At 74.1% G+C, this 23,118-nt stretch carries 21 protein-coding genes; 10 read left to right on the top strand and 11 right to left on the bottom strand.

What is annotated here, in order from left to right; all coding sequences use genetic code 11:
* On the bottom strand, window positions 1–1,089 hold the full coding sequence (locus ACIQZN_RS13310; protein ID WP_403991814.1) for a hypothetical protein: 1,089 nt from the start codon (window positions 1,087–1,089) through the stop codon (window positions 1–3).
* Window positions 1,090–1,244: 155 nt separating this feature from the next.
* On the opposite strand from ACIQZN_RS13310, the gene ACIQZN_RS13315 reads away from it, so the two are divergent.
* On the top strand, window positions 1,245–1,682 hold the full coding sequence (locus tag ACIQZN_RS13315) for a DUF4442 domain-containing protein (RefSeq protein WP_403992310.1): 438 nt from the start codon (window positions 1,245–1,247) through the stop codon (window positions 1,680–1,682).
* 148 nt (window positions 1,683–1,830) lie between these two features.
* The gene (locus ACIQZN_RS13320; RefSeq protein ID WP_403991817.1) at window positions 1,831–2,487 is read left to right on the top strand and encodes a DedA family protein; all 657 of its coding nucleotides are present in this window, start codon (window positions 1,831–1,833) and stop codon (window positions 2,485–2,487) included.
* 10 nt (window positions 2,488–2,497) lie between these two features.
* On the opposite strand, the gene ACIQZN_RS13325 is transcribed toward ACIQZN_RS13320, so the two are convergent.
* Window positions 2,498–3,028 carry a gamma carbonic anhydrase family protein gene (locus ACIQZN_RS13325; RefSeq protein WP_403991820.1) on the bottom strand — a complete coding sequence of 177 codons (531 nt, stop codon included), beginning with the start codon at window positions 3,026–3,028 and terminating at the stop codon, window positions 2,498–2,500.
* 139 nt (window positions 3,029–3,167) lie between these two features.
* Between ACIQZN_RS13325 and ACIQZN_RS13330 the strand changes: the two genes are divergently transcribed.
* Window positions 3,168–3,905 (top strand): acyltransferase, encoded by a 738-nt coding sequence (locus tag ACIQZN_RS13330; protein ID WP_403991823.1) that lies wholly within the window; start codon window positions 3,168–3,170, stop codon window positions 3,903–3,905.
* Between the two features lie 5 nt (window positions 3,906–3,910).
* Here ACIQZN_RS13330 and ACIQZN_RS13335 read toward each other — a convergent pair whose 3' ends face one another.
* Window positions 3,911–4,777, bottom strand: a complete 867-nt coding sequence (locus ACIQZN_RS13335) for an EamA family transporter (protein WP_403991826.1) — start codon at window positions 4,775–4,777, stop codon at window positions 3,911–3,913.
* Between the two features lie 92 nt (window positions 4,778–4,869).
* Between ACIQZN_RS13335 and ACIQZN_RS13340 the strand changes: the two genes are divergently transcribed.
* Both ACIQZN_RS13340 and ACIQZN_RS13345 read left to right on the top strand, forming a co-directional pair.
* Window positions 4,870–5,442 (top strand): helix-turn-helix domain-containing protein, encoded by a 573-nt coding sequence (locus ACIQZN_RS13340; protein ID WP_403991829.1) that lies wholly within the window; start codon window positions 4,870–4,872, stop codon window positions 5,440–5,442.
* A 43-nt stretch (window positions 5,443–5,485) separates the two neighbouring features.
* Window positions 5,486–6,058, top strand: a complete 573-nt coding sequence (locus tag ACIQZN_RS13345; protein ID WP_403991832.1) for a YbaK/EbsC family protein — start codon at window positions 5,486–5,488, stop codon at window positions 6,056–6,058.
* Here the strand turns inward: ACIQZN_RS13345 and ACIQZN_RS13350 are convergent.
* Window positions 6,055–6,462, bottom strand: a complete 408-nt coding sequence (locus ACIQZN_RS13350; RefSeq protein WP_403991835.1) for a CoA-binding protein — start codon at window positions 6,460–6,462, stop codon at window positions 6,055–6,057. The two genes, ACIQZN_RS13345 and ACIQZN_RS13350, sit on opposite strands and share 4 nt — an antisense overlap.
* Window positions 6,463–6,521: 59 nt before the next feature.
* On the opposite strand from ACIQZN_RS13350, the gene ACIQZN_RS13355 reads away from it, so the two are divergent.
* The 3 genes from ACIQZN_RS13355 (at window position 6,522) to ACIQZN_RS13365 (ending at window position 11,485) form a co-directional block, all read left to right on the top strand.
* Window positions 6,522–7,148 (top strand): YigZ family protein, encoded by a 627-nt coding sequence (locus ACIQZN_RS13355; RefSeq protein WP_403991838.1) that lies wholly within the window; start codon window positions 6,522–6,524, stop codon window positions 7,146–7,148.
* A 117-nt stretch (window positions 7,149–7,265) separates the two neighbouring features.
* Window positions 7,266–8,432, top strand: a complete 1,167-nt coding sequence (locus tag ACIQZN_RS13360) for an exonuclease SbcCD subunit D (RefSeq protein ID WP_403991841.1) — start codon at window positions 7,266–7,268, stop codon at window positions 8,430–8,432.
* Window positions 8,429–11,485 carry an AAA family ATPase gene (locus ACIQZN_RS13365; protein ID WP_403991844.1) on the top strand — a complete coding sequence of 1,019 codons (3,057 nt, stop codon included), beginning with the start codon at window positions 8,429–8,431 and terminating at the stop codon, window positions 11,483–11,485. The genes ACIQZN_RS13360 and ACIQZN_RS13365 overlap by 4 nt, the downstream gene beginning before the upstream one ends.
* On the opposite strand, the gene ACIQZN_RS13370 is transcribed toward ACIQZN_RS13365, so the two are convergent.
* Window positions 11,475–11,921 (bottom strand): Lrp/AsnC family transcriptional regulator, encoded by a 447-nt coding sequence (locus ACIQZN_RS13370; RefSeq protein WP_403991847.1) that lies wholly within the window; start codon window positions 11,919–11,921, stop codon window positions 11,475–11,477. The genes ACIQZN_RS13365 and ACIQZN_RS13370 overlap by 11 nt on opposite strands.
* A gap of 93 nt (window positions 11,922–12,014) precedes the next feature.
* On the opposite strand from ACIQZN_RS13370, the gene ACIQZN_RS13375 reads away from it, so the two are divergent.
* Window positions 12,015–12,506 carry a rhodanese-like domain-containing protein gene (locus ACIQZN_RS13375; RefSeq protein WP_403991850.1) on the top strand — a complete coding sequence of 164 codons (492 nt, stop codon included), beginning with the start codon at window positions 12,015–12,017 and terminating at the stop codon, window positions 12,504–12,506.
* A 45-nt stretch (window positions 12,507–12,551) separates the two neighbouring features.
* Here ACIQZN_RS13375 and ACIQZN_RS13380 read toward each other — a convergent pair whose 3' ends face one another.
* Together ACIQZN_RS13380 and ACIQZN_RS13385 are read right to left on the bottom strand one after the other, a co-directional pair.
* Entirely contained in the window at window positions 12,552–14,237 is a 1,686-nt protein-coding gene (locus ACIQZN_RS13380) for a DUF885 domain-containing protein (protein WP_403991853.1), read from the bottom strand.
* A 38-nt stretch (window positions 14,238–14,275) separates the two neighbouring features.
* Window positions 14,276–14,794, bottom strand: coding sequence for an Lrp/AsnC family transcriptional regulator (locus tag ACIQZN_RS13385; RefSeq protein WP_403991856.1), 519 nt, complete (start codon window positions 14,792–14,794; stop codon window positions 14,276–14,278).
* Between the two features lie 59 nt (window positions 14,795–14,853).
* On the opposite strand from ACIQZN_RS13385, the gene ACIQZN_RS13390 reads away from it, so the two are divergent.
* Window positions 14,854–16,113 (top strand): trans-sulfuration enzyme family protein, encoded by a 1,260-nt coding sequence (locus tag ACIQZN_RS13390; RefSeq protein WP_403991859.1) that lies wholly within the window; start codon window positions 14,854–14,856, stop codon window positions 16,111–16,113.
* Here the strand turns inward: ACIQZN_RS13390 and ACIQZN_RS13395 are convergent.
* The 4 genes from ACIQZN_RS13395 to ACIQZN_RS13410 all read right to left on the bottom strand — a co-directional run bounded on the left by ACIQZN_RS13395 (window position 16,040) and on the right by ACIQZN_RS13410 (window position 23,110).
* Window positions 16,040–17,431, bottom strand: coding sequence for a GNAT family N-acetyltransferase (locus ACIQZN_RS13395; RefSeq protein WP_403991862.1), 1,392 nt, complete (start codon window positions 17,429–17,431; stop codon window positions 16,040–16,042). The genes ACIQZN_RS13390 and ACIQZN_RS13395 overlap by 74 nt on opposite strands.
* A 153-nt stretch (window positions 17,432–17,584) precedes the next feature.
* Entirely contained in the window at window positions 17,585–20,248 is a 2,664-nt protein-coding gene (locus ACIQZN_RS13400; protein ID WP_403991865.1) for a DUF6493 family protein, read from the bottom strand.
* Window positions 20,245–21,618 (bottom strand): SWIM zinc finger family protein, encoded by a 1,374-nt coding sequence (locus ACIQZN_RS13405; protein WP_403991868.1) that lies wholly within the window; start codon window positions 21,616–21,618, stop codon window positions 20,245–20,247. The genes ACIQZN_RS13400 and ACIQZN_RS13405 overlap by 4 nt, the downstream gene beginning before the upstream one ends.
* 55 nt (window positions 21,619–21,673) lie before the next feature.
* Window positions 21,674–23,110: a PLP-dependent aminotransferase family protein gene (locus tag ACIQZN_RS13410; protein ID WP_403991870.1), complete on the bottom strand. Its 1,437-nt coding sequence runs from the start codon at window positions 23,108–23,110 to the stop codon at window positions 21,674–21,676.
* Between the last annotated feature and the right edge of the window lie 8 nt (window positions 23,111–23,118).

A 23,118-nucleotide genomic window follows, 5' to 3' on the forward strand; every position in this document is an offset into this window, starting at 1 on the left:
TCAGGAATCGCCGTCGGGGTCGACGACGGGCACCAGACGCACGGTGCTGAGGATCTTCTCGATCGTCGCGTTCGGCAGCTCGTCGTCCACGCCCGCGGCCGCGTACAGCACCCACGAGGCGAACTCGTTCTTCTTGTTCTTGAACGTGAAGGCGTACGTCTTGCCGTCACTGCTGCACTTGGAGCGCTTGGTGACATTGGGCGCGGTCGCGGTGACCAGGCTCCCGGTCACCCCCGACTTGGTGGTGTACTGCTTGGCCTTGCTGATCTTGATGGTCTTCTTCGGCATGTGCTGCGCGAACGCGGCCCAGGCCCAGGTGCCCGCCTCGTTACGGGCGTTCAGGTCGGGGTCCGTGGCGCCCTGCGCGCCCCGGGTGCCGGCGCCGGCCAGGCTGTACTTGTCCTCGACGCCGTCCTTGTCGGCGTCGTCGGTGCACCACTTCTCCTTGAGGTCCGCGGGACCGGTGAAGCCGATGAGCGGCGGGGCGTCGTCCTTCTTCTCGTCGTCGAAGTAGGAGAGCACGTCGGGCGCGGACACCTCCCAGTCGCCGGGCACGTCGAACTGGGTGCCCCACTTGGGGTTCGTCACGACCTTCCAGCCCGCGATCTGCGGCTTGGCGTCCTCGCCGCCGCGCGGGTTGTCCTCGGGCGACGCGGAGCCGGACGGCTTGACGGGCGCGGACGACTTCTTGTCGTCGGCGACGTTCTTTCCGTCCTTGTCGTCGTCCTTGTTCAGCACGATGACACCGGTGACCGCGGCGGCCACCACGACCGCGGTCGCCGCGACGATGGCGATGACCGTCGTCTTCTTCTTGTCGTTGCCCGGCTGCGGGTCACCGGGAGGACCGGGCACCGCGTACTGCGGAACGGTCGGCTGCTGGTACGGGTTGGGCTGTCCGTACCCCCCCTGCCCGCCCTGCTGCGGGTAGCCGTAACCGGGCTGCCCCGGCTGGCCGGGCTGCTGGCCCTGCTGCTGATATCCCGGCTGTTGATAGGGATTCGGCTGCTGGTACCCCGGCTGCTGGTACGGGTTCTGGTTCTGGTCCTGCGGGTTCTGCTCGCCCCCGGGCGGCTGCTGTCCTGGCCACATGGCGAGTAACGATAGAGGGGCCCCGCCCGGCGTGCTACGTCCGCCCCCGTGTGCGAACGGTGAAGGAGCGGGCGCGGCCCGGCCGGTGAGTGTCAGGAAGGCATGGCCAAAGCTGTCTACTCATGAGTAACATCCCGTCCATGAGCGCTGAACAGATGACCGCGGGCGAGATGCTCGCCGCGACGGTCCCCATGGTCCGGACCCTCAACCTCGAATTCCTGGAGTCCACCGCCGACCGCGCGGTGGTCCGCATGCCGGACCAGGCCGACTACCACAACCACGTCGGCGGACCGCACGCCGGAGCGATGTTCACGCTGGCCGAGTCGGCGAGCGGCGCCATCGTCATCGCCGCCTTCGGCGACCAGCTCTCCCGGGCCGTACCGCTCGCGGTCAGCGCCGAGATCGGCTACAAGAAGCTGGCCATGGGCGAGGTCACCGCGACCGCCGTCCTCGGCCGCCCCGCCGCCGAGGTCGTCGCCGAACTCGACGCGGGCGAGCGCCCCGAATTCCCGGTGACCGTGGAGATCCGGCGCGCGGACGGCGCCGTGACCGGTGAGATGACCGTGGTCTGGACGCTGCGCCCGAATTCCTGAGCCGTAGCCCCGCATCCGTACGAGAAGGGCCGCCCCGCACCGGCGGCCCTTCTCGCTGTCCGCCTCCGTGAAGCTGAGGGTAGGCTTCCCGGCGGTGCGCCGATGAGTGTCCGGCGGGCGACAGCACATCGACACGGAGGAAACGGCGTTGCACATCCAGGAGTGGCTGGAGACCGTCCCCGCGATCAGCGTCTACATCCTGGTGGGCGCCGTCATCGGGCTGGAGAGCCTGGGTATCCCGCTGCCGGGCGAGATCGTCCTGGTCAGCGCCGCGCTGCTGGCCGCGAGCCACGACGGAATCAACCCCTGGATCCTCGGCGCCTGCGCCACCGCCGGAGCCGTGATCGGGGACTCGATCGGCTACGCCATCGGCCGCAAGGGCGGACGGCCGCTGCTGGCCTGGCTCGGCGGGAAGTTCCCCAAGCACTTCGGCGAGAGCCATATCGCCATGGCCGAGCGCTCCTTCCAGAAGTGGGGCATGTGGGCCGTGTTCTTCGGCCGCTTCGTCGCCCTGCTGCGCATCTTCGCCGGTCCGCTGGCCGGTGTGCTGCACATGCCGTACTGGAAGTTCCTCATCGCCAACGTGCTCGGCGGGATCGCCTGGGCCGGCGGCACCACGGCCGTCATCTACTCGGTGGGCGTCGTCGCCGAGGCATGGCTCAAGCGGTTCTCCTACCTGGGCCTGGCCATCGCGGTCCTGATCGGCCTCGCCTCGATGCTGATCCTGAAGAACCGCGCCAAGAAGGCCGCCGCCGCGCACTCCGCCGAGGCCGCCGAGCCGGATACCGTGCCGGTCGCGGACTGAGCGGCAGCCCTCAGCCCTCGCAGGCCGCGCGGTGGGCCTTGGCCAGCTCCACGTAACCCACCGCGTTGAAGCGGACGCCCTCCAGCTCCTCCCCGGTCAGCTGCCGCTTCACCTTCGCCGGGACGCCCGCGACCAGCGACCCCGGCGGTACGCGCATCCCCTGCGGTACGAGGGCCTGCGCCGCGACCAGCGAGCCCGCGCCGATGTGCGCGCCGTTGAGGACGGTCGCCCCCATGCCGATGAGGACGTCGTCCTCGATGGTGCAGCCGTGCAGGACCGCGTTGTGGCCGACCGAGACCCGCTCGCCGACCGTCACCGTGAAGCCGGGGTCGACGTGGACGCTGCAGTTGTCCTGGATGTTGGAGTCCGCGCCGATCACGATGGGCCCGCAGTCCGCGCGCAGCACCGCCTGGTACCAGAGGCTGGAGCCCGCCGCCATGGTGATGTCGCCGATCGCCACCGACGTCGGGGCGGTGAACGCCTCCGCGTCGATGACCGGCTCCTTGCCGCCGATGCCCATGATCATCGCCTGCTCCGCCATCGCCCGTTCCTCCGTGCTCCGGTGCCGTCGGTCGCCGCCGGGGAAACCGTATGCGACGCGACGGCGCGGCCCCCTGTTGGGGTGAAGATCACAGGCCGGTCCCGCCGCCCGCCCGGTGGGCGCGGCTTACGGTGAGCGCGTGCCGAAGAACCGGAATCCGCTCGCCCCCCTGACCGCCTGGCGGCGGCGCGCCCTGTCCGGGGCCGTCCACCGCTGCTGGCGCTGGGCGCGCGAGGCGGGCGCGGTCACCGCCGAGCACCCCGGGGGGCTGCGGTTCGCCCGGATCGGCGAGGGCACACGCCTGGCGTTCCCGCAGGGCACGGTCTTCGGGGAGCCGTGGATCCGGCTCGGCGACCACTGCATCATCGGCGAACAGGTCACGCTCACCGCGGGCCTCATGCCCGATCTGGACCTCGGGCCGGACCCGATCCTCACCCTGGGCGACGGTGTCGTCCTCGGCCGGGGCAGCCATGTCGTCGCGGACACGACGGTGACCATCGGCTCGGACACGTACTGCGGTCCGTACGTCTACATCACCTCGACCAACCACAGCTACGACGACCCGCACCAGCCGGTCGGCAAGCAGTGGCCCCGGATGGAGCCCGTCTCCATCGGCCCCGGCTGCTGGATCGGCACCGGCGCGGTGATCCTGCCCGGCGCCCGCCTCGGCCGCAACGTCGTCGTGGCCGCCGGGGCGGTGGTCCGGGGCGAGGTGCCCGACCGGGCGGTGGTGGCCGGAGCGCCCGCCCGTGTCGTACGCGACTGGGACCCGGAGAAGGGCTGGCAGCCGCCCCTGCGGACACCGCCCCCGGTCCCGATCCCCGAGGGTGTCACCCCGGAACAACTCCTCGCCGTGGCCCAGCTCGAAGAGGGCTGAAGGCGCTATCCCGTCGCGAGCAGCACCGTGCCCACCAGGGCCAGCCCCGCGCCCGCCGCCTGCACGCGCCGCAGCCGCTCCTTCAGGAACCCGCGCGCGGCCAGCGCCGTCACCACCGGGTAGAGCGAGGCCAGCACGGCGGCGACGGTGACCGGGCCGTGCTGCGCGGCCACGGAGTACGTACCGTTGGCCGCGACATCCGCGAGGCCGACGAACGCCAGCGCCGGAAGCGCCGCCCGGACCGCCGAGGCGCCCCCGTCCTCCGGCAGCGCCCGGCCGCCGCGCCGCACGGAGACGTACAGCGCCCCGCCGCCCACCGCCACGTTGGTGACGCGCTGTACGAGCAGGGCGAGGAACAGCCCGGTCACCGTGGTCGACGCCTCGGCGATCAGCGACATCACGGCCCCGAAGCCGAAGGCCGCCGCCAGCGTCAGCAGGACCGCCCGCCGCTGCACCGGCGCCCCGCGCAGCTGCGGGCCGCCCGCCAGCACGATGCCTACGACGGCCACCGCGACCCCGGCGCCCTGGAGGAGGTCCGGGCGTTCCCCGGCGATCAGCCCGACGCCCACCGGCACGGCGACGCCGAGCGAGCCGAGCGGGGAGACCACCCCCATGGGGCCGAGCGCGAGCGCCTGGTAGAAGCAGAGCATCGCCACCGGTCCGACGACCCCCGCCGCGACCGCGTACCAGAGCCGGGGTCCCGCCTCGCTCCAGCCGCCCGTGACGGTCACGATCACCCCCAGCACCGCCGCCGCGATGCTCTGCGAGACCACGATCACGGTCAGCGCGGGCGTACGCCGGGTCAGCAGACCGCCCCCGAAGTCGGCCAGCCCCCACAGGATGCTGGTGGCCAGGGCGAGCAACGCGGTCATGGGGGCCTCGCAGTACAGTGCGGCGAACGGGTGGGTGCACCACACCGTAGTGCAGGATGATGGACCGCGTCATACAGAATATTGGACGGAATGTGACCGACCTCGATCAGCTGACCCAGTCCCTCGCGCGCAATCTCAAACGCTGGCGCGGTGAACGCGGCTTCACCCTGGACCAGTTGGCCACGCGCGCCGGAGTCAGCCGCGGCATGATCATCCAGATCGAGCAGGCCCGCACCAATCCGAGCGTCGGCACCACGGTCAAGCTGGCCGACGCGCTCGGCGTCAGCATCACCAGCCTGCTCGACTACGAACAGGGCTCCCCGGTCCGCCTGGTCCCCCCCGACCAGGCCGTCCGCCTCTGGTCCACCGACGCGGGCAGCGCCACCACGCTCCTGGTCGGCACGGACGCCCGGGGCCCGTTCGAACTCTGTTCCTGGCGGCTGATGCCCGGCGAGGGCACCCGCTCCGACCCGCACCCCGAGGGCACGGTCGAACTCCTCCACGTCACCGCCGGAACGCTCACGCTCGTCGTCGCCGACACCCCCTACGAGATGGGCACCGGCACCTCCGCCACCTTCGAGGCGCACCACCCGCACGCCTACCGCAACGACGGCACCGAACCGGTCGAACTCACCATGGCCGTAAGCGTTCCGCCCGTCGGATGAGACGGCGCACAGCCCCGCGTACGGCGCTGTTAGCGTGACGCGCATGCGCGCACCCATCGGCTCCTTCGAGGACGCCACCCCCGCCGTCGACCGTCAGGACCTCCTCACCGCGCCGGTGGCCGAGGCGGTGCGCACCGGCTGGGGCGGCATCGATCCCGACCAGGTCCTGCACGTCGACACCGATCCGGAGATCGCCGACACGGCGGCCTTCGTCGCCCACCACGGGGCCGGCCTGCTCGACCACTCGGCGAACTGCGTCGTCCTCTCCGGCAAGCGCGGCGCCGACGTCACCCTCGCCGCCTGCCTGGTCCTGTCGCACTCCCGCGTCGATGTGAACGGCGTCGCCCGCAAGCACCTCGGCCTGCGCAAGGCGCGCTTCGCCTCGATGGACACGGCGGTCGGCGAGACCGGCATGGAGTACGGCGGCATCACGCCCATCGGGCTCCCCGCCGCCTGGCCGCTGCTGATCGACTCCGCCGTCGTGGACGAGGAGTGGGTCCTCATCGGCAGCGGTTCGCGCCGGGGCAAGCTCATCGTGACCGGCAAGGCGCTGGGCGCCCTGCCGGGTGCGGTGATCCTCGACGGGCTGGGCGTGCGCGTCCCCGGGGCGTCCTAGCCGAGCCTCGGGATCTCGATGGCGGGGCAGCGGTCCATGACCATGTCCAGGCCGGCCGCCCGGGTGCGTTCGTACGCCTGCTCGTCCACCACGCCGAGCTGGAACCAGACGGCCCGGGCGCCCTGGGCGACCGCCTCGTCGGCGACCGCGCCCGCCAGGTCGCTGTTGACGAAGACGTCGACCACGTCCACCGGGAACGGGATGTCCGCCAGCGAGGCGTACCCCTCCTCGCCGTGCACCCGCTCGGCCTTCGGGTGCACCGGGACCACGCGCTTGCCGAAGCGCTGAAGCACCTCGGCGACCCCGTAGGCCGCGCGCGAGCGGTTGTTGGAAAGGCCCACCACCGCCCAGGTGTCGCCGGTGTCTTCCAGGATCCTGCGGATCGTCTCCGTGTCTGCGTACATGCACCGCACAACCGGCGGCCCGCCCGGGCCATTCCCGCAGGTGCGCATAGGGTGGCGGGATGCAGGAGGAGTACCGGACCGTCGCCCGCGCGGGCGTGCACGAGAGCGAGATCAACCGGTCCCGCTTCCTCTGCGCGCTCGCCCCCGCGGCCACCGAGGAGGAGGCGCAGGAGTTCATCGCCCGCGTCCGCAGGGAGCACCCGACCGCCACGCACAACTGCTACGCGTACGTGATCGGCGCCGACTCCTCCGTACAGAAGGCGAGCGACGACGGCGAGCCCGGCGGCACCGCCGGAGTCCCCATGCTCCAGATGCTCACCCGCCGCGAGGTCTGCTACGCCGTCGCCGTCGTCACCCGCTACTACGGCGGTGTGAAGCTGGGCGCCGGCGGGCTGATCAGGGCGTACGGGGGAGTGGTCGGCGAAGCCCTCGACGCCCTCGGCACCCGCACCCGCCGCCGCTTCCGCCTCGCCACGGTCACCGTCGGCCACCAGCGGGCGGGCCGGCTGGAGAACGAGCTGCGCGCCACCGGACGGACCGTGCGCGAGGTCCGGTACGCGGCCGAGGTGACCATCGAGATCGCGCTGCCGGACGCCGACGTCGAGGCGTTCCGCCGCTGGCTCGCCGACGCGACGGCGGGCGAGGCGCGGGTGGAGCTGGGCGGCGAGGCCTACGACGACGCGTGACGCGGGCCCGGACCGGCGGGACCTGACGGACGCGCCCCCGGACCCCCGGCGGGATGGGACACTGTGGGGCGTGAGGGCACAGGGGCGGAGGAAGCGCATGCGGACCGGAGCCGGGTCTTGAGGATTCTGCACACATCGGACTGGCACCTCGGCCGGTCGTTCCACCGGGTCCCCCTGCTCGACGCCCAGGCCGCCTACCTCGACCACCTGGTCGCCACCGTCGCCGAGCACGAGGTCGACGTCGTCGTCGTGGCGGGTGACGTGTACGACAGGGCGGTGCCCCCGCTCAGCGCGGTCCAGCTCTTCGACGACGCCCTGCACCGGCTCGCAGGCGCCGGGGTGCCCACGGTGATGATCTCCGGCAACCACGACTCCGCCCGCCGCCTCGGCGTCGGCGCCGGGCTCATCGGCCGGGCAGGCATCCACCTGCGCACCGACCCCGCGCACTGCGCGACGCCCGTCGTCATCCCCGACGCGCACGGCGACGTGGCGTTCTACGGGCTGCCGTACCTGGAACCGGCCCTGGTCAAGGACGTCTTCAAGGCCGAGCGCGCCGGGCACGAGGCCGTGCTGACCGCCGCCATGGACCGCGTCCGCGCCGACCTCGCCGCCCGCCCGGACGCCACCCGGTCCGTCGTCCTCGCCCACGCCTTCGTCGCCGGCGGCGAGCCCAGCGACAGCGAGCGCGACATCACCGTCGGCGGCGTCGCCGCGGTCCCGGCCGGGGTCTTCGACGGCGTCGACTACGTGGCGCTCGGCCACCTCCACGGCTGCCAGGCCGTCACCGACCGCGTCCGGTACTCCGGCTCCCCGCTCGCCTACTCCTTCTCCGAGGCCACCCACCGCAAGACCATGTGGCTCATCGACCTGGACGCCTCCGGGGCGGTCACCGGCGAACGGATCGACTGCCCGGTGCCCCGCCGCCTCGCCCGGCTGCACGGCCGGCTGGACGACCTCCTCGACGACCCCGCGCTCGACCGCCACGAGGACGCCTGGGTGGAGGCCACCCTCACCGACGCGGTCCGCCCCGCCGATCCCATGGCCCGCCTCACCGAGCGCTTCCCGCACACCCTCGCCCTCGTCTTCGAACCGGACCGGGCACCCGACGACCCGGACCTCTCCTACGCCCGCCGGCTGCGCGGCCGCGACGACCAGACCATCGCGGAGGACTTCGTGGCCCATGTGCGCGGCGGCTGGGGGACCGACGAGCGGGAACGGGCGGTGCTGCGGGGCGCTTTCGACCACGTCCGGGTGGACGACGGAGTACGCGAGGTGAACCGGTGAGGCTCCACACCCTCAGCATCACCGCGTTCGGCCCCTTCGGAGCCACCCAGGAGATCGGCTTCGACGCGCTCTCCGCCGCCGGCCTCTTCCTGCTCCACGGGCCGACCGGAGCCGGCAAGACCTCCGTCCTGGACGCCGTCTGCTACGCCCTGTACGGAGCGGTCCCCGGCGCCCGGCAGAGCCCCGGCACCTCCCTGCGCAGCGACCACGCCCCGGCGGACCTGCCGACCGAGGTCCTGCTCGACCTCACCGTCGGCGGGCGCCGCCTGGAGATCACCCGGCGCCCCGCCCAGCCCCGCCCCAAGAAGCGGGGCGGTGGCCACACCACGGAGAAGGCGCAGAGCTGGCTGCGCGAGTACGACCCCGAGGACGGCTGGCGGGCGCTCAGCCGGTCGCACCAGGAGATCGGGGAGGAGATCACCCAGCTCGTCGGCATGAGCCGCGAGCAGTTCTGCCAGGTGGTCCTGCTGCCGCAGGGCGACTTCGCCCGCTTCCTGCGCGCCGACGCCGAGGCGCGCGGACGGCTCCTCGGCCGGCTCTTCGACACCCGGCGCTTCGCGGCCGTCGAGGACCGCCTCGCCGAGCTGCGCCGGGTGGCCGAGGCCCAGGTCAAGGCCGGTGACGACCAGATCCTCGCGCTCGCCCAGCGCATCGCCCAGGCCGCCGGACCCGCCGCCCGCGAGTGCCCGCTGCCGGACCTCCAGCCCGGCGACCCCGGGCTCGCGGACGCGGTCCTCGGCTGGGCCGCGAACGCCCGCAGCGGCGCCGTCGAACGCCACGACATCGCCGCTTCGGTCCTGGCCACGGCGGAGCGACGGCACGCCGCAGCCCGTATCGCCCTGGACGCCGAACGGGAACTCGCCGCGCTCCAGCAGTGGTACGCCGAGACCCGGCACCGCGCCGACGCCGTGGAGACCGGCCGCGGCGCCTGCGAGGAGGCGCGGGACCGCCTCGCGCGCGCCCGCAAGGCGGACCTCGTCGCCCCGGCCCTTGAGCTGCGCGAGGCGGCGGACCGGGCGTACCGGCGGGCGCGCGAGGAGCGGGACGGCGCCCGGGGCCGACTGCCCGAGACCCTGGCCGACGCGGGCGCCGAACAGCTGGCGGCCCTGGAACACCGGCTCCGCGAGGACCTGGGCGGCCTCGAATCGGCCCGGCGCGCCGAGCAGCGGGCCACCGAGATCGCCGAGGAGCGCGCCGCGCTGGACCGGCAGGCCAGGGCCGACGAGGAGCTGGTCCGGGACACCGAGGACTGGCTCGCCGGCTGGGAGTCCACCCGGCAGGACCTCCAGACCCGCCTGGACGCAGCCCTCGAAGCCGCCACCCGCACCGAACTCCTGGCCCGCCGCCTCGACCCGGCCCGCCGCCGCCTGGACGCGGCGCGCCGCCGCGACGCGCTGGCCGCCGAGGTGGCCACGGCCGGGCACGCGCTGACCGATGCGCGGGAACACGCCGCCGCCGCCCACGAACGCCGGCTCGACCTGCGCGAGCGCCGCCTGCGCGACATCGCCGCCGAACTCGCCGCCCAGCTGGCCGACGGCACCCCCTGCGCGGTCTGCGGCGCGACGGCCCACCCGTCCCCGGCCCGGCCCGGCGACGGTCACGTGGACCGCGCGGCGGAGGAAGCCGCCGAACGCGCCCACCGCGACGCGGAACAGGCCCGCGCCTCGGCGGAACAGTCCCTGGCACTGGTACGCGAACGCCACGCGACGGCCCGCGCGGAGGCGGCGGGGGCCGCCGACACCGAGCCGGCCGGGGGCGCGGCGGCCGACGGCGACCCCACCGCCGCCGAACTCGCCGACCTCGTGGACGGGCTCGCCGCCGCGCACGCCGAGGCGTACCGCCTGGCCGCCGGGGCGCACTCCGCGCGGGAAGCGCTCGCCGGGGCCGAGCGGGAGCAGCGGCGGCGCGCCGAGGAGCGGCAGCGGGTCGGGCAGCGGGGCGCCGCGCGGACCTCGCGGCGCGAATCGCTGGACCGGGAGCAGACGGACATCGACGCGGTGCTGGACCGGGCGCGCGGGGGATACCCGAGCGTCGCCGAGCACGCTGCCGTGCTTCAGCGGCGGGTCGCCCTGCTCGCCGGGGCCGGCTCGGCGGTGCGCGAGGAGGAGAGTGCGGCGGCACGGCTGAAGGAGGCCGACGACCGGCTCGCGGACGCCGCGTTCCGGGCCGGGTTCGAGACGCCGGAGGCCGCCGCCGCGACCCTGCTGGACGACGCGGCGCAGCGTACGCTCCAGCACCGCATCGACGCCTGGCAGGCCGAGGCCGCCGCGGTCGCCGACCGGCTCGCCGAGACCGACGCCCGGGACGCCGCGAACCGCCCGCCCGCCGCCCCCGAAGCCGCCCGGGAGCGCTTCGACCGGGCCGACCGCGCGCTGCGCGAGGCCGCCGCAGGCCTGGACGCGGCGCGGGAACGCCGTACCGAACTCGCCAGGCTGTCCCGCCGCGTGACGGACGAGGTGCGCGCCCTCGGGCCGGTGCGCGAGGAGTACGAACGCGTCGCCCGGCTCGCCGGGCTCACCGCCGGCACCTCGGCGGACAACGCGCGCAAGATGCGGCTGGAGTCGTACGTGCTCGCGGCCCGGCTGGAGCAGGTCGCGGCGGCGGCCACCGCCCGGTTGCAGCGGATGTCCTCGGGCCGCTACCAGCTCGTCCACTCCGACGCCCGTACCGGCGGCCGCAGGGCGGGCCTCGGCCTGCACGTGATCGATGCCTGGACCGGCCGCGAGCGCGACACCGCCACGCTCTCCGGCGGCGAGACGTTCTTCGCCTCGCTCGCCCTGGCACTCGGCCTCGCCGACGTCGTGACCGACGAGGCCGGAGGCGTACGCCTGGACACGCTGTTCATCGACGAGGGGTTCGGCAGCCTGGACGACCAGACGCTGGACGAAGTACTCGACGTGCTCGACTCACTGCGGGAACGGGACCGCAGCGTCGGCATCGTCAGCCATGTCGCGGACCTGCGCCGCCGCATCCCCGCCCAGCTGGAGGTGGTGAAGGAGCGGCACGGGTCGGCCGTGCGGCTCCGGGCCGGGGCGGACGGGCTCAGCGACTGATCGGCCGCCCCGGCAGCGGCGAGGAGTAGACGACGCTGGTGGTGACGGAGCCGAGCGCGCCGATCTTCCCGGAGACGCTCTCCAGATGGCTCATCGAGCGGGCCGTCACCTTGAGCACGAAGCAGTCGTCGCCGGTGACGTGATGGGCCTCCACGATCTCCGGCGTGGTCTCCAACAGGTCGTGGAACGGTTTGTAGTTGCCGTTCGGATACCGCAGTCGTACGAAGGCGAGGATCGGCAGCCCGAGCCGCTCCGGATCGACCACGGCCGCATAACCGCTGATCACCCCGGCCTCCTCCAGCCGGCGGACCCGCTCCGTCACCGCGCTCGGCGACATGGCCACCGCCCGCGCCAGCTCCGCGAACGAGGCGCGCCCCTCGCGTTGCAGCACGTCGAGAATGCGCCAGTCGGTGGCGTCCGGGGAATAGTCGCTCATACGGACAGGGAACCGTGGAATCCCCGGCGGATCAAGGCTGCTGCCGGGGATCCCGCCTTCCGGAGCGAGGCCGCCGCTCATAGATTTTCAGGCATGACTCCCCAGCCCGGCGCCGCCCTCGTCGCCCACCCCGTCCTGAGCGTCCCGCCCGCCGAACCGGCCGACGCGGTCGCCTACTTCGGAGCCTCGCTCGCCTTCCACGCCGATGTCTCGGACGTCGCGGCGGCGCTGGCCGCCGGAGGGGACCCCGGCTTCGTCCTGCTCGACTCCCGGTCCGCCGAATCCTGGGACCAGGGACACATCCCGGGCGCCCTCCACCTGCCTACGGCGCTCATCGCCGCGCAGGCGCCCCGGCTCCTCGACCCGGCCGTGCCGGTCGTCACGTACTGCTGGGGCCCCGGCTGCAACGGCGCCACCCGCGCCGCCCTCGCCCTGGCCCGGCTCGGCTACCGGGTCAAGGAGATGCTGGGCGGCTTCGAGTACTGGGCGCGCGAGGGATTCCCGTACGAGACCTGGGAGGGCGAAGGGAAGCGCCCCGCCGACCCGCTGACCGCACCGGCCGGCACGGACGACTGCGGCTGCTGACGACGACCGGCCCCGGGACGGCGCCCCGGGGCCGGCCGCACGCGGTCAGAGCTTCGACAGCTCGTCCACCAGGTCGTCCAGACCCAGCGGACCCTGGGACAGGGCGGCCATGTGCCACGCCTTCAGGTCGAAGGCGTCACCGTGCGCCGCCCGGGCGTTCTCCCGGCCCAGCAGCCAGGCGCGCTCGCCCAGCTTGTAGCCGATGGCCTGGCCCGGCATCGAGAGGTAGCGGGTCAGCTCGCTCTCCACGAAGTCCGCGGGCCGGCCGCTGTGGTTGCCGAAGAACTCCTGCGCCAGCTCCGGCGTCCACCGCTCACCCGGGTGGAACGGCGAGTCGGCCGGGATCTCCAGGCCCACGTGCATGCCGATGTCCACGATCACCCGGCAGGCGCGCATCATCTGTGCGTCCAGATAGCCGAGCCGGCGCTCCGCGTCGGGCAGGAAGCCCAGCTCGTCCATCAGCCGCTCCGCGTACAGCGCCCAGCCCTCGGCGTTGGCGCTGACGATGCCGATCGACGCCTGGTAGCGCGACAGGCTCTCCGCCACGTGCGCCCACTGGGCGAGCTGGAGGTGGTGGCCGGGAACGCCCTCGTGGTACCAGGTGGACACCAGGTCGTACACCGGGAAGCGGGTCTCGCCCATGGTCGGCAGCCAGGTGCGGCCGGGCCGCGAGAAGTCCTCGGAGGGGCCCGTGTAGTACGGGGCGGCGGCGCCGCCGGGCGGGGCGATCCGCGACTCCACCCGGCGGACCCGCTCGGCCAGCTCGAAGTGCGTCCCGTCCAGCGCGTCGATCGCCTCGTCCATCAGGCCCTGGAGCCACGCCTGGACCTCGTCCACGCCCTCGATGTGCTTGCCGTGCACATCGAGATGGGCCAGCGCCTCCCAGGGGCCCGCACCCGGCAGCACCTTCCCGGCCTCGGTCTTCATCTCGGCGAGCAGCCGGTGGTATTCGGACCAGCCGTACGCGTACGCCTCGTCCAGGTCCAGGTCGGTGCCGTTGAAGTAACGCGACCAGCGGGCGTAGCGCTCGCGGCCCACCGTGTCGGACTCGCCCTCGATCTCGGGGGCGTACACCTCGCGCATCCACCTCCGCAGCTCGTCCAGCGCGCCGGTGGCCTGCGCGGCGGCCTCGTCCAGCTCCGCGCGCAGGCTGTCCGGGCCGCCGGCCGCGAAGTCCTGGAAGAAGCCGTTCGTGCCGTCCCCGACCCACTCGTCCAACTGCCCGACGAAGGTGGCGGTGGCGCGCGGACCGCCGTACAGCTTGCGCTCCAGACCGAGCGCCAGGGACTCCTGGTAGCCGGCGAGCGCCGCCGGGACGGCCCGCAGCCGCTCCACGACGGCCGCCCAGTCCTCGTCCGTCTCGGTCGGTGTCACCGTGAACACCTCACGGATCGAGTGCGCGGGGGAGTGCAGGTTGGAGACGGCCCGCAGCGCCTCGTCCGCCTCGTGCACGGCGAGTTCGGCCGTCAGCCGCTCCCGCAGCAGCCGGCCGCAGCGGCGCTCGGAGTCATCGGCGGCCCCGGGCAGCTGCTCCGCCCGGTCCAGCCGGGCGAGCGTGTCCCGGGCCAGCGCGGCCAGTTGTTCCTGGCCGGCGGGGGAGAAGTCGGGAAGGCGGCGCGAGCTTGCCGCGACACCGAGATAGGTGCCGGAGATCGGGTCGAGTTCGATGAAGGCGTCGACGTAGGAGTCGGCGATCTGGCGCGGCAGTGCGCTGCTGGAAGAGTCTGACATGTGGACATCCTCGTACGGAGAGGGCCTCCGCGTCACCATCAATCGGCAGGACGGACCTGACCGGGGACCGGAACCGACGCCCCCGGCACCGGCGGGAGCAGCGGTCCGCACTCCCACTGCTGGAAGATCAACCGCGTCTCCACCCGGGCCACTTCGCGCCGCGAGGTGAACTCGTCCAGCACGAGCCGTTGCAGATCCGCCGTGTCCGCCACGGCCACATGCACCAGATAGTCGTCGGGGCCGGTCAGATGGAACAGGGCCCGGGACTCCGGCAGCGACCTGATTCGCTCCACGAACGGCCCGATCAGCTCCCGCCGGTGCGGCCGCACCTGTACGGAGAGCAGCGCCTCCAGACCCCGGCCGAGCCTGGCCGGATCCAGCCGCAGCTGGTGCCCGAGGATGACACCGGTGCGGCGCAGCCGGGCCACCCGGTCCAGACACGTCGAGGGAGCCACGCCGACCTCGGCCGCCAGCTCCCGGTACGTGGTCCGGGCGTCGTTCTGCAACAGCCGCAGAATGTGCAGATCGACCGTGTCAAGAGCGACGGAATCAGTCATTCGGCGAACGTAGCACGGCCTTTGGACCGCATCTTCCGGTGAGCGTTCAGAGTGCGTGCATGGACAACGAATCCGTGCTGCCGCCCTCGACCACCCCGTCCCGGGCGCTCGCCACCGAAGCCGTGCACGCCGGACGCGACGACCTCGCGGCCCTCGGCCTGCACGCCGCACCGATCGACCTGTCGACCACCTACCCCTCGTACGACTCCCGCGCCGAGGCCGAGCGGATCGACGCCTTCGCGACCACCGGGGCCCGCCCGGACGGCCCGCCGGTCTACGCACGGCTCGACAACCCCACGACCGGTCGCTTCGAAACGGCCCTGGCCCGGCTCGAATCCACCGCGAGCGCGGTGGCGTTCGCCAGCGGCATGGCCGCGCTGACCGCCGTCCTGCTGGCCCGCGCGAGCGTGGGGCTGCGCCATGTGGTGGCCGTGCGGCCGCTGTACGGGTGCAGCGACCACCTGCTGGGCGCCGGGCTGCTGGGCACCGAGGTGACCTGGACGGACCCGGCGGGCATCGCCGAGGCGATCCGGCCCGACACGGGTCTGGTGATCGTGGAGACCCCGGCCAACCCGACCCTGGCCGAGGTGGACATCCGGGCCGTCGCCCACTCCTGCGGTTCGGTGCCGCTCCTGGTCGACAACACCTTCGCGACGCCCGTCCTCCAGCGTCCCGTCGAACTCGGTGCGCGGATCGTGCTGCACAGCGCGACGAAGTACCTGGGCGGGCACGGGGACGTGATGGGCGGGGTCGTCGCGTGTGACGAGGAGTTCGCCTCTTTGCTGCGCCGGGTCCGCTTCGCCACCGGCGGGGTCCTGCACCCGATGGCCGGCTATCTGCTGCTGCGCGGCCTGTCCACCCTGCCGGTGCGGGTCCGGGCCGCCTCCGCGAGCGCCGCCGAACTCGCCCGCCGGCTCTCCGCCGACCCCCGGGTGGCCCGGGTGCACTACCCGGAGATCGGCGGCGCCATGGTCTCGTTCGAGGTGTACGGGGACCCGCATCGGGTGATCGCGGCGGTGCGGCTGATCACCCCGGCCGTCAGCCTCGGCAGCGTGGACACCCTCATCCAGCACCCGGCCTCCATCAGCCACCGCATCGTGGACGAGGGAGACCGGCACGCCTCCGGCGTCGGCGACCGGCTGCTGCGGATGTCGGTGGGCCTGGAGGACGTCGAGGACCTGTGGGCCGACCTGTGTCAGGCGCTGGGCGGCGGCGACCCCGTACGCGGTGGGGCCGGCGCCCGGGTCAACGCTCGGCCTGCTCGTACGGCGGCAGCTGCGGCAGGGTCCGCGCCGGGGTCGCCGCGAGCCGTGCGGTGATCACGAGGGTGCCCTCCTCGATCTGGTAGTCGAGCGGCAGCGAGAGCGCGCGCATGGCGGCCACCATCCCGGTGTTGGACGCCTGGGTGACGGCGTAGACGTTCTCGCAGCCCGCCTCGACGGCCAGCGCCACCAGGCGGGCCAGCAGCTCGGAGCCGATGCCGCGCCGCTGCCACGCGTCCTCGACCAGGAGGGCCACCTCGGTCTCGTCGCCGTCCCAGAGCAGATGGCCCAGGGCCACCAGCTGCCCGGAGGCCGTCTGCACGGTGAGGGTGCGGCCGAAGCGCGGGCTCAGCAGGTGGTCCAGATAGCGGTCGGCGTCCCGGACCGGGCCGTGGTAGCGCAGCCGCAGGGTCTGCTCGGAGCACCGTGCGTGCATCTCCACGGCCGCGTCGAGGTCGGCCCGGTCCGCCCGGCGCACGGTGATCTCGTCGCCCTCGGGCAGCCGGAGCACCTGCTCGCCGCGCGGGACCCGGGGGCCGAGCCGGGCGTCGAGCTCCACCAGCGCACGGGCCCGCGCGAACTCCGTGGGCGTGAACGGCAGATACGGCCGCTCCACGGTGATGACCCCGCCCGACGGGTCGCGCAGCCGCATCACCGTCTCCTCCAGCACCCCTTCGACCGGGGCGGTCTCACCGGTTGCGCGTCCGGTGAACGACACGGCGGGCAGCGAGTGGATCGTGCACCGGCCGAGCAGCTGACGCAGGGCGAGCGGGAGTTCGGCGGCATCCAGGGCGGTACGGGTGGCGAGGCCGAGCACCCGGGTCGGCGCGTCCACCAGGTCGTGGGCGTCGGCCCGCTCCGTCCAGGTGGAGCTGCCCCCGGCGGCGGCGACCGCGCGGGACAGCTCCCGGGCCGGCAGCGACGCGGGCACCCTCAGCAGGAACTCGTCCACGGTGCCCTGCGCCAGCGGGTGTGTCTGGAGCGTGAGGATGTCGATGCCGTGCCGAGCCAGCACGGTGCACAGCGCGGCCAGGCTCCCCGGGACGTCCCGCACCGTGGTCCGCATCCGCCACAGCACGGTCTCGCCGGGGGCGGCGGAGGTGTCGTGGGCGTCGGATGCGGCGGTGGTATCCGGGGCCGGTACGGGGGGCGGGGCGTGGCTGTGGCGCCGTGCCCACCAGGTGTGGAACGCGGCTGTCGCGGTCAACGCCACGGCCGAGGCGATGAGCAGGTAGGGGCCGTCCGGCTGGTGCCCGATCAGGTTGGCGATCGCGTCGGCGACCGCCACCGCCGTGAACAGCGCGGCGAGTTCGATCACGTCCCGCCGCCAGTGGTGGGGGCGGCGGGCACTCTTCGCGGATGTCACATCAGTCATGAATCCACTGTGACCGTACGGTGTTGCCTGATCACGAACGCTTTGTGACCGATGGGTTAAAGGGCGATCGGGCTTCCTGTCGTCGGTTTCGAAGGCGTTGGAGGGGTGTTTCGCAAAGCGCCCGGGGGAGCGGGCGCCCGCGCCGCACGGGGCTCAGCCGGTCCCCGCCCGGCATGCCGTCTCCAGGCGTATCGCCTGCCGCACCAGCTGGGTCGTCCCGCCGCGCGCGGCCGTCTCCGCGAGCCCCGGGACCGGCCCGGTCTTCGGCGGGCCGCTGTGCTCCGCGCACTCCGCCGCCACGGCGAGCAGATCGCTCAGCCCCCGGGGCGCCCGCTCCCGCGCCAGCAGCGCGGGCAGCACCGGCACCAGGACGGACAGGACCGTCCCGTACGCCCCGGTCCCCGCCGCTGTCCGCGCCGCGTCCGCGAGCCGCCCCGGCTTGACCGACTCCCGCTGGATCAGCTGGGCCAGCTCGCCGCCGAGCATCCCCGCGTCCAGTCGGCCCCGGGACGCCAGCACCAGCAGGGCGTCCACCGCCGCGAGCCGGTCCTCCGCGTCCCGGGCGCCGAGCCCGTAGGCCAGGGCGAGATGGATCGCCCCGGCGGCCGGGCCGCCGGTCTCGGCGAGCGCGGGCAGCAGCCAGGTGGTGCCCCGCTGCTCCTCCACGCACGACGCGACGGTGGGCAGCAGCCACGTCGCCAGGGTCTCGCCGTCCTCGGGGAGGATGGCGGTCCAGTGCGGCGACTCCACGACCCAGTGGTAGCAGCGGTGGTCGAGCGGCGCGTGCGGGCTGCCGAGCCAGTGGAAGGAGCGGGGGAACCTGTGCTGGACGAGGCGGTTCCCGTCGGTGGACAGCAGCACGCGGCGCACCGTGGTCACCGTCTGCCGCAGCCAGTCCCGGGCGACGGGCACATCCGTCTCCACATGCCGGGGGAGCACGGTGGCCACCGGCTGGTCCGCCCGGAGCCATTCCGCCAGCCGGTCGCCCTCCGCGGTGCCCAGCGCGGCGGCCCGCTCCGCGGCCTCCTCCTCGCCGGTGCGCCGCACTCGCAGCAGGGCCTGCGCGAAGTCGACGGGCCCGGCCTTGACACCCAGCGCCCGGTACCCGCGCAGCCGCTCGACCAGCTCCGGGGCGTCGATGGCCCCCGTGTGCCAGGTGGGCGTGGCCAGCAGATACGGCAGCCTGCCCGTCCGTACCCCGGCGGCCGCCTCCCACAGGCGGGCGTACACGATCGCGTCGAGGGCCGCGTGGCTGCAACTGCCCGCCGCCGTCCCACGGGTCTGTCCGTCGTGGACGGCGCGCCGCGAGATCCGCCCGAGCAGCGAGGCCGCGACGATGTGCAGGCCGTCGCGGCCGCGGAGCATCCGGCGGTCGGCGTCCTCGGTGGGGACCGAGGTCCACCACTGTCCGGCGAGCGCGGACTCCAGCGCCGTGATCAGCTCCTCCCGGCCGGTGTGGACGTGCCGGATCAGCCCGTCCAGCGCCCGTTCGAACGCGGTGACGTCCGCCTGGTCCGACCGGAGCAGGGCAGCCGTCACCTCCTCGGTGAGCTCCGCCACGGACGCGGCCGACGGGCCGAGGGGGCGCGGGGCCGGGGGCGGCGGCAGGACCTCCTCGTAGGCGGCGATCCCCGGCGCGTCCTCCAGCAGCTCCCCGAACACCGCGCGCGCCGCCTCCCGGTGCACCGGCGCGAGCAGCGAGGCCATCCCGGCCGCCTCCTCGCGAACCTCCGGCGACGCGGCGCGCAGGGCGCGGGCGGCCAGCTTGAGCGCGCGCTCCTGCGCGTCGGTGTCCGGATGCCCGAAGACGTCCGCGATCACCGGCAGCAGCCCCTCCGCCGCCGCAGGGTCCCGGCGCAGCACCTTCCCGAGGTGGACCAACTGGGCGCGGACCAGCTTCTTCTCCGTACGGAAGAGCACCGCGCCGGACACCTCGGCCAGCTGCCGCACCGACAGCGCCCCCTGCGCGTCGAGCCGGACCAGCACCTCCTGGGCGTGCCCGGCCACCGGCGAGGGCCCGTCGGCCGCCATCGCCATCCAGTCGGCGACCCGAGCCGCCTCCTCCTCGGGGGTGGGCCCGAGGCCCCGGACGACCAGCAGGCAGAAGCGGAGATCGGTGTGCTTCCCGCCCCGCAGCAGCCGCGCGGTGCAGCTGTCGAGCAGGGCCGCGCGGTCGAGCCGGCCCTCCGCCACCAGGGCGGCCAGCGCGGCCGGCCAGTACCCGGCGGGGGAGCCGCTGTCGACCCACGCCACCACCGAGGGCAGCTCCGGCAACGTCAGGAGATGCGGCACGAGGACGTCGAGATGGGCGTCCGCCCGCAACACATCGATCAGGGGCTTCTCGGCCCCGCCCTGCCACCGCGCGCTGTTGACCCGCTCCGCCCACGCCCGGACCATGCCGTCCGAGACGGGCAGCGGACAGCCCGCCCGGCGGGCCAACTCCTCGACCAGCCGGTACTCCGCGTCGGACTCCACAGCGCGCGCGGCCAGCCGGCGGGCGAGATCGGCGAGCCAGTCCGGCTCACGGTCGCCCAGCACCTCCAGGACCCACGGATACGGCGAGTGCACCCAGTCCCGCATGTCCCTGGCGCCGAGCCACGTCGCGCAGGCCGCCGCCCCGGTGTGGCAGCCCGCACCGGCCACCAGGATCGCCTTGCGGACCCGGGTGCGCTCGCCCCAGCGCCAGCCCCGGGCCTCCTTGCGCAGGACCTTCAACTCGTCGAGGGCGGCCTTGCGTCCACCTCGGTCGAGCCGGGCCAGCCGGGGCCGGATGTCGTCCATGCGGCCTTCGCGGACCGCGTCCAGCAGGGTGGTCATCGCGCACCTCCGGCGACTGCCGCGCCACGGCGGACCATCCGGACCGCGAGGGCGTGCTTGCACGGGCCCCGGCGGCCCCGGTAGTCCGCCCACCACTGGCAGGTGCAGCTCAGCGCCCCCGACTGCTCACGGACCTGGTAGCGCCGGTCGCCCGAGCGCACCGCCGCCAGCGGGCCGTCCAGGACCACCGCCCCCTCCCGGGCCAGCCGCCGCGCCGCGACCAGCCGGGGGTTGTGGCGCTCGGCCCGGTCCGCGTCGTACGGCAGCTCGCGGTGGAAGTACGCGGCGTCCGCCAGGTCGTAGCCCACCCTCCCGGCCGTGCCCAGCCGGACCAGGGCCGCCCGGACCCGCTCCACCGGAAGGCCCGCCTGCTCCGCCAGCCGCTCCGGCTCGATCCGGGGCTCCCACGCCAGGAGCACCGACACCAGCTCCGCGTCGGCCGCGGCGTCGTCCGTGGCCAGCGCCTCCAGGACCCCGCCCTCGCCGGAGAAGCCGCGCGAGGCGTCGGGCGACAGCGTCAGCGTGAGCCGCATCCCGGGCAGCACGACCTCCCAGGCACTCGCGGCGGCCGCGCCGTCGGCCGGAGGCCCGTACACGCGGAGCGCCGACGCGTACCGCAGCACCCGTTGCAGGGCGGTCAGCCGCTGCGGTCCGGGAAGGCAGACGGCACCGGGCACCGGCCTGGTCGTGGGCCGGAGTGTCCGCCCGGCCGGCACCACCCACCGCGCGCCGCGCGCGGCCGCCCCCGAGGACGCGGGCAGCGACCTCAGGAACCGTACGGCGTCCGCCGCCGGGAGCTCCGCCCGCAGGTCGAAGGCGGCGGACGCCACCTGCGCCTCCGCGAAGCCGCGCAGCCAGCGGTCCGGCAGCGGCACCTTCTTCTCCACGACGGCGCCGTCCGTCGTGGTCACCGCCATCTCCTGCGGGCCCACCCGCAGATGCAGCGGCTCGTCACCGCCCATCCGCGAAAGCGCCTCCCGCAGGGGGTGGTTCACGTCCACATTGGTGGTGCCGTGGCCCGTCTCCACGCCCTCCAGACCCTCGCTGAGCACGTCAAGCCGCGCGTAGACCCCGCAGCAGCCGGAGAACGACTCGAAGCGCAGCCGGTCGCCGTTGCCCGTCACCACCGGGTCCAGGGACGACAGCAGGGTCCGCTGGTAATAGCGCGCGGCGGCGACATCGGCGACGGCGAGCAGCCCCCGCGCCGCTATCCGCGGCGTGGCCAGGAACCCGGAGAAGAACCGGGGGTGCGCCTCGGCGCCAAGCGGTGTGGAGCCGCCTGCCGTCTCCAGGCCGAGCGACCGCCCGGCCTGTGAGGAGGCCAGGACGGAAGGACGTGAGTAGGCCAGGGCCTGCAACGTTCGGGTCATGGAAAAACCGTAGAACCCACCACTGACAATCGGTCATCGCCGCAGGTAAACAGCGCTATTGAGCAAGGGTGGCCAGCGCGCGCACCCCGCGCACGAGGTCGGCCGGCGCCAGATGCGCGTAACCGAGGACGAGACGTACGCAGCCGTCCGCCGGCCGCTCCGTCCCGTACTCGCGCAGCAGCCGCACGGCGACCCCGGCGCCCGCCGCGCGCTCCGCGAACCACTCGTCGGGGCCCCAGCGTCCGGGGAGCCGCGCGATGGCGTGCAGCCCCGCCGCGACCCCGCTCACCTCCGTGCCCGGGAGGTGCTCGGACAGCGCCCGCGTGAGCACGTCACGGCGCTCCCGGTACGCGCGCTGGCAGCGCCTCAGCTGGCGGTCGTAGCCCCCACCGGTCACGAAGTCGGCGAGCACCGCCTGTTCGAGGGAAGGGTTGCCGAGGTCCATCATCCGCTTCCGCTCCACCAGCTCGGCGGTCATCGAAGCGGGCGCGATCAGCCAGCCCAGACGGAGCCCGGGAGCCAGCGACTTGCTGACCGACCCGGTGTACGCGACACGTTCCGGATCGAGGCCCTGGAGGGCGCCGACCGGCGCCCGGTCGTACCGGAAGTCACCGTCGTAGTCGTCCTCGATCAGCAGCCCGTCCACCTCCCGCGCCCACTCCAGGAGCCGGCTGCGACGGGCGGCGGAGTACGCCACTCCGGTCGGGAACTGGTGCGCCGGCGTCGTCACCACGGCCCGCACCCCGGAACGTTTCAGCGGCTCCAGGGCCAGGCCCTCGTCGTCCAGCGGGACCATGGCGGTCGCCACCCCGGCGGAGGCGAACAGCGCCGTGTGCTCCGGGCTTCCCGGATCCTCCACACCGACCGTGCGCACCCCGCGCCCGCGCAGGACGAACCCGAGCAGCGTCGTCGCCTGCGCGACCCCGGAACACACCAGCAGCCGTTCCGGATCGGCGACCACCCCGCGCCGCCGCGTCAGCAGCGCGGCCAGGGCCACGCGCAACTCCGGCAGACCGCGCGGGTCCGGGTAGCCGAGCGCGCCGTGCGGCAGCCGACCGAGCACCGAGCGGTGCGCGGCGGCCCAGGCGCTGCGCGGGAAGAGCGAAAGATCCGGCGTGCCCGGACGGAAGTCGACGCTGACACCACGGGCGCGCGGCGCCAGATCCCGCGCACCGCCCGCCGCCGCCCGCGCCGACCCGCTCACCCAGGTCCCCGAGCCCCGCCCGCTGCGCAGATAGCTCTCCGCCGTCAGCTGCTCGTACGCCTCGGTCACCAGGCCGCGCGAGACCCCCAGATCGGCGGCCAGTTCACGGCTGGCCGGCAGCCGGGTTCCCGGAGCCAGACGGCCCGAGCGGACCGCCTCGCGCAGCGCCGACTGGAGCGCCCGGCCCCGGCCGCGCGCCGGAGCCGACGCCACCGGAAGCAGCAACTCCCATGCCGTCGAGCCGGATTCACGGTCCCCGACAGGCGAATTGGTCCCCGAAGCTGTCATGGAAGTGG

The sequence above is a fragment of the Streptomyces sp. NPDC097595 genome, assembly GCF_044761525.1.
Taxonomy (GTDB): Bacteria; Actinomycetota; Actinomycetes; order Streptomycetales; family Streptomycetaceae; genus Streptomyces; species Streptomyces drozdowiczii_A.

Bases quoted from the DNA above. Each gene is read 5' to 3' on its own strand.
- ACIQZN_RS13390 (WP_403991859.1), top strand. From the start codon at position 14,854: ATGGACAACGAATCCGTGCTGCCGCCCTCGACCACCCCGTCCCGGGCG.
- ACIQZN_RS13375 (WP_403991850.1), top strand. From the start codon at position 12,015: ATGACTCCCCAGCCCGGCGCCGCCCTCGTCGCCCACCCCGTCCTGAGC.
- ACIQZN_RS13350 (WP_403991835.1), bottom strand. From the start codon at position 6,462: ATGTACGCAGACACGGAGACGATCCGCAGGATCCTGGAAGACACCGGC.
- ACIQZN_RS13395 (WP_403991862.1), bottom strand. From the start codon at position 17,431: ATGACTGATGTGACATCCGCGAAGAGTGCCCGCCGCCCCCACCACTGG.
- ACIQZN_RS13405 (WP_403991868.1), bottom strand. From the start codon at position 21,618: ATGACCCGAACGTTGCAGGCCCTGGCCTACTCACGTCCTTCCGTCCTG.
- ACIQZN_RS13315 (WP_403992310.1), top strand. From the start codon at position 1,245: ATGACCGCGGGCGAGATGCTCGCCGCGACGGTCCCCATGGTCCGGACC.
- ACIQZN_RS13355 (WP_403991838.1), top strand. From the start codon at position 6,522: ATGCAGGAGGAGTACCGGACCGTCGCCCGCGCGGGCGTGCACGAGAGC.
- ACIQZN_RS13380 (WP_403991853.1), bottom strand. From the start codon at position 14,237: ATGTCAGACTCTTCCAGCAGCGCACTGCCGCGCCAGATCGCCGACTCC.
- ACIQZN_RS13345 (WP_403991832.1), top strand. From the start codon at position 5,486: ATGCGCGCACCCATCGGCTCCTTCGAGGACGCCACCCCCGCCGTCGAC.
- ACIQZN_RS13325 (WP_403991820.1), bottom strand. From the start codon at position 3,028: ATGGCGGAGCAGGCGATGATCATGGGCATCGGCGGCAAGGAGCCGGTC.
- ACIQZN_RS13385 (WP_403991856.1), bottom strand. From the start codon at position 14,794: ATGACTGATTCCGTCGCTCTTGACACGGTCGATCTGCACATTCTGCGG.
- ACIQZN_RS13335 (WP_403991826.1), bottom strand. From the start codon at position 4,777: ATGACCGCGTTGCTCGCCCTGGCCACCAGCATCCTGTGGGGGCTGGCC.
- ACIQZN_RS13310 (WP_403991814.1), bottom strand. From the start codon at position 1,089: ATGTGGCCAGGACAGCAGCCGCCCGGGGGCGAGCAGAACCCGCAGGAC.
- ACIQZN_RS13410 (WP_403991870.1), bottom strand. From the start codon at position 23,110: ATGACAGCTTCGGGGACCAATTCGCCTGTCGGGGACCGTGAATCCGGC.
- ACIQZN_RS13400 (WP_403991865.1), bottom strand. From the start codon at position 20,248: ATGACCACCCTGCTGGACGCGGTCCGCGAAGGCCGCATGGACGACATC.
- ACIQZN_RS13370 (WP_403991847.1), bottom strand. From the start codon at position 11,921: ATGAGCGACTATTCCCCGGACGCCACCGACTGGCGCATTCTCGACGTG.